Consider the following 1,204-nt stretch of genomic DNA (forward strand, 5'->3'; position numbering starts at 1 on the left):
TGTTGCAGGCGGCGTTGGCGGTGTTGTTGTCGCGGTTGGGTGCGGGGCTGGATGTGCCGGTGGGTTCGGCGGTTGCGGGCCGTACGGATGAGGCGATGGACGATCTGGTGGGCTTCTTCGTGAACACGCTGGTGATCCGGACGGACCTGTCCGGGGATCCGGAGTTCCGGGAGGTGCTGGGGCGGGTGCGGGAGGCGGGTCTTGGTGCGCTGGCGCATCAGGATGTGCCGTTCGAGAAGCTGGTGGAGGAGTTGGCCCCGGTACGTTCCCTGGCCCGGCACCCCCTCTTCCAGATCATGCTCACCCTCCAGAACGTGGAGCGGACGGGGCGGGAGCTGCCCGCCGACACCGAGGCCGCACCGGAGAGCCGGACGGTCACGGACGCCGCGAAGTTCGACCTCGACGTCATCGTGACAGAGACCTTCGACAAGAACGGTCGCCCGGCCGGGTTGCGCGGCTCGCTGATCGCGTCGGCGGACCTCTTCGACGCCGACTCGGCCGAACTACTGGCCCGCAGGTGGGAGCGCCTCCTGGAGACCGTGACCGCGGAGCCCGGGGTGCGGGTGCATGAGGTGGATGTGCTGGGTGAGGGCGAGCGGGCCCGGGTGCTGAGCGAGTGGAATGACACGGCGGTTGTGGGCGGGGTGCTGTCGTCGTCGGTGTTGGGGTTGTTCGAGGGGTGGGTGGCTGCTGATCCGGGTGGGGTTGCGGTGGTGGCTGATGGGGTGCGGGTGTCGTATGGGGAGTTGGATGCGGCGGCGGGTCGGTTGGCCGGGTGGTTGCGGGGTTGTGGTGTGGGTGCGGAGTCGGTGGTGGGGCTTCGTTTGGGGCGTGGGGTGGAGATGGTCGTCGGCATTCTGGGGGTGTGGAAGGCGGGGGCGGCGTATCTGCCGGTGGATGGTTCGCTGCCGGTGGAGCGGCAGGAGTTCATGCTGGCGGATTCGGGTGCGGGTGTGGTGGTGGGTGCGGAGGAGTTGGCGGCGTCGGCTGTGTGTGAGCCGGTGGCTTCGGTTGCTGTGAACTCGTCTGGGTTGGCGTATGTGATTTATACGTCGGGTTCTTCGGGTGTTCCGAAGGGTGTGGCGGTTGCGCATGGGTCGTTGGTGAATCTGGTGTCGGTGTTCGGTCCGGTGATGGGTGCGGGCCCTGGTGCCGGGGTGTTGCAGTTTGCTTCCTTCGGGTTCGATGCGTCGGTGCTGGATGT

1 protein-coding gene is annotated in these 1,204 nt (G+C 67.5%); it reads left to right on the forward strand.

Annotated elements, in window-relative coordinates; translation table 11 throughout:
- Positions 1 to 59: 59 nt before the first annotated feature.
- A partial coding sequence (locus tag ACWDR0_RS34955) for an AMP-binding protein (RefSeq protein ID WP_456355857.1) occupies positions 60 to 1,204 on the forward strand: 1,145 nt, incomplete at its 3' end.

The organism is Streptomyces sp. NPDC003691, from assembly GCF_053981115.1.